This window comes from Caulobacter sp. S45 (genome assembly GCF_903642205.1).
GTDB lineage: Bacteria > Pseudomonadota > Alphaproteobacteria > Caulobacterales > Caulobacteraceae > CAHJWH01.
The window spans coordinates 1-3,683 of record NZ_CAHJWH010000221.1 but is presented as its reverse complement, the minus strand read 5'-3'; the positions used below and the strand labels follow the sequence as shown (position 1 = coordinate 3,683).

Here is a 3,683-nt window from a genome sequence, read left to right as displayed (position 1 = left end):
ACCCGGGGCAGGTAGAGGGTGAAGCTCGCTCCTTGACCGGGAACGCTCCGGACGTCGATCTCGCCGCCCGACTGCTTGGCGAACCCGAACACCTGGCTGAGGCCTAGTCCTGTGCCCTTGCCCACTTCCTTGGTGGTGAAGAAGGGCTCGAAGATAGCGGCGAGCCGGGAGGGTTCGATGCCTGCGCCCGTGTCGATGACGGAGATGGCGATGAAGTGGCCGTCGGCGGTGAGGTGGCCCCGGATCGACGGGACGCTCGACACTTCTTCGGCGCGGAAGGTGAGCCGCCCTTCGCCGTTCATGGCGTCGCGGGCGTTGACCGACAGGTTCACCAGGGCCGTCTCGAACTGGCTGATGTCGGCCTCCGCGAAACAGGCCGGCCCGCATAGCTCGCACTCGATCTGGATCCGGGCGCCCATGAGCGGGCGGATCAGGTCCACCACGCTGCGCACCTGCTGTCCGACATCGAAGACCGACGGCTTGAGCGGCTGGCGCCGGGCGAACGCCAGGAGCTGGCCGGTGAGCTTGGACGCCCGTTCGACCGTATCGGAGATCGCCTCGATGTAGCGCAGGCGCCGCGTTTCGCCGAGGTCGCTGCGCCGAAGGAAGTCCACCGACGAGCGGATGATGGTGAGGAGGTTGTTGAAGTCGTGGGCCACGCCGCCGGTCAGCTGGCCGACCGCCTCAAGCTTCTGCGATTGGCGGAGTGCTTCCTCCGCGCGGGCCAGTGCGGCGAGACCACGCTTCTGCTCGGTGACGTCGCGGGTGACGCAGTACAGCAGGCCCTCCATCGGCACCGCCGTCCAGGACAGGTCGCGGTAGTCGCCTGCCGCGGTCCGGAAGCGGTTCTCGAAGGCGAGGGTCGGGCGCCCGGCGGCCAGGCTCTGCATCTCCGCGCGGGTCTTCTCCAGGTCGTCGGGGTGTTCGAGCCATTCGGAGGTCCTGCCGACAAGCTCCTCGACCGGCCAGCCCAGGATCGCGGTCCAGGCCGGATTGACGCTGAGCCACACGCCGTCGAAGTCCGCCACGCCCAGCATGTCCTTGCTGACCTGCCAGATGGTGTCGCGCTCGCGCGTGCGCGCCTGCACCAGCGCTTCCAGGGTGGCGTACATCTCCTGCAGGCGGCTTTGGGCGGACGCGCGCTCCGCTTCGGCCAGCTTGCGGTCGCTGATGTCCAGGAAGGTGCAGATCGCCCCATCGAGGACGCCGTCGCGCACGATCGGAGTGGCCCAGTATTCAACCGGGATCGGTCGCCCGTCCACTCGATGGAACACGTCGTCGACGATGTGGGCTGGTACGCCTTCTCTGGCGCAGCGGTATAGGGGGCAGTCGCTTGCAGGAAAGGCCGAGCCGTCCGGGTGACTGTGATGGATCACGTCGTGCAGCTTGCGGCCGATGGCCTCATCGGAGTGCTGGAAGCCCATCATCCGCAGGAAGGCGGCGTTGGTCACCCGGGTGACGCCCTCCCGGTCCACGGCGTAGAAGCCCTCGGCGCTCGAATCCAGCAGCAGCCGCAAGTAGGTCTGGCTCTCCCGCAGCGCCCTTTCGGTATCGGCGATCTCGACAGCCTCCCGCTCCCGCAACATCGCCAACTCGTGCTGTCTGGTACGGTCCCTCAGCACCTTCACGAAGCCGAGCACCTCGCCGTCGTCATCGCGCAGCGGGGTCAACTCGCCATTGGCCCAGAACCGCTCCCCGCCTTTGCGCAGGTGCCACCGTTCGTCGGTCCCGACGCCGGTCTCCAGGGCGCCGCGCATCTCGATGGCGGCGCGTCCGGCGGCCTGGTCTTCGGGGATGAAGATGCGATCTGCCGTGTCGCCGAGCATCTCGGCCTCCGTCCAGCCCAGGACGGCTTCCGCACCCCGGCTCCAGCTCGTCACGCGGCCGTGGATGTCGGTGGCGATGATGGCGAAGTCGGCGGCGCTGTCTATGATCCAGCGGCTGAGCGCCGCAGACGCAGAAGGCTCCAGCCCCATGAGACGAAGTCCCTCCCCAGCCGCAGTATAACCACGGCGACGGCAGACTTCTGCAGGCTGAACGCCGCAGAGCACAGCGTCTCGACCCCTACCGGACAAGCAGCCGGCGCCTCGATCGACATTGATCATCGACAATCCGGCCGGCGCCGCCCTATCGCAGGGTTATGAGTATGCATGAGGGACGGCTTCGCGCACTCGCGGCGGCGCGGGAGCGGCTGGGGGCCACCGCCCCGAACCCGCCGGTCGGGGCCGCGGTGTTCTCGGCCGAAGGCGAGGTGCTGGGCATCGGCGCCCACCTCGGCGCCGGGCGCCCCCACGCCGAGATCGAAGCCCTGCGCGCCTGCGGGGAAACTCTCGGCCGCGCGCATTCGATGTTCGTTACGCTGGAGCCCTGCAACCACCAGGGGCAGACCCCGCCCTGCACCGCCGCTCTGCTCCAGGCGGGGGTGCGGACGGTCTGGATCGGGGCGCTCGACCCCAATCCGAACGTGCGGGGCGGCGGGGGGGCGGCGCTGCGCCAGGCGGGGGTCGACGTACGCCTGCTGTCCGAAAGCGCCCTCTCCGATGAGCGCGGCCTGGCGCTCCACTGCGAGGACCTGATCGCACCCTACACCCACTGGCTGAGAACGGGGCGGCCCTACGTCACGCTCAAGCGGGTGTTCGACGCCGCCGGACGGATGGAGCCGCCGCCGGGTCGCAAGACCTTCTCCTCCCATAGACTGCTCGAGTACGCCCACCACCTGCGGCGCGAGAGCGATGCGGTGCTCACCGGCTCGGGCACGGTCCTGGCCGACCGGCCGGAGTTCACCGTCCGCCACGTCCTAGACTTCCGGACCGCGCCGCGCCGGCTGTCGATCTGCGACCGCCGCGGCCGGGTGGACGCCGCCTATCTGGCCGCGGCCGCGGAGAGGGGCCTGCTGCCGCGGATCGTGAGCGATGTGGAGGCTGAGCTCGATGCGCTCGGGGCCGAAGGGGTCCACCAGCTCCTGGCGGAGGCCGGCCCGGCCCTCACCGACCACATGATCGCGTACGGCCTCTGGGACAGGCTCGTCACCATCCGCCAGTTCTCGCCGCAGGAGGAGCAGGTCACCGTAGAACGGCCCGTCTGACACGTCGCTGCGTCCTTCAAGACGCCTCCTGTGGAGGCTCCTCAGGACGAGGAAGAGATGGAGGAACCACATTTCTCTTCATGCTCGCGTCTTGAAGCAGGCCCGAGCGCGGCGGCCTAGGCGTCCTTAAGCTCCCGCTCCTGCAGGAGCGCCAGCACCGTCCGCGCGTCCGCCGGGCGGGCGATCAGCAGGTCGGGCAGGTAGACGTCCTCGCTGTTGTAGACCAGCGGGCGGCCGTCGATCCGCGAGCAGTGCAGGCCGTAGGCGCTGGCCACCGCCACCGGGGCGGCGCTGTCCCACTCGTACTGGCCGCCGGAGTGCAGGTAGATGTCGGCCTCGCCGCGCAGGATGGCCATGGCCTTGGCGCCGGACGATCCCATCGGGATCAGCTCCGCGCCCAGCCGCTCGGCCACCGCCAGCGCCTCGCGCGCGGGCCGCGTGCGGCTCACCACCATGCGGAGCGGCGAGCCCGCCGGCGGCAGGGCCACGGGGCGGTCCGAGCGCAGCACCGCATCAAGCCCGGGCAGGGCGACCGCGCCGACTGCGGCGACGCCGTCGATCGCCAGGGCGACGTGGACCGCCCAGTCGGCGCGGCCCT

General features: G+C 70.0%; 3 protein-coding genes. 1 reads left to right on the top strand and 2 read right to left on the bottom strand.

Annotated elements, in window-relative coordinates:
* On the bottom strand, positions 1–1,976 hold a 1,976-nt coding region (locus HUV06_RS15140; protein ID WP_174302077.1), incomplete at its 3' end, for a PAS domain-containing sensor histidine kinase.
* 170 nt (positions 1,977–2,146) lie between these two features.
* Here HUV06_RS15140 and ribD point away from each other — a divergent pair.
* Positions 2,147–3,085, top strand: coding sequence for a bifunctional diaminohydroxyphosphoribosylaminopyrimidine deaminase/5-amino-6-(5-phosphoribosylamino)uracil reductase RibD (ribD, locus tag HUV06_RS15135; protein ID WP_217433917.1), 939 nt, complete (start codon positions 2,147–2,149; stop codon positions 3,083–3,085).
* A gap of 116 nt (positions 3,086–3,201) precedes the next feature.
* Here the strand turns inward: ribD and HUV06_RS15130 are convergent.
* Positions 3,202–3,683 (bottom strand): inositol monophosphatase family protein (locus HUV06_RS15130; RefSeq protein ID WP_305793647.1); only part of this gene is annotated, 482 nt, incomplete at its 5' end.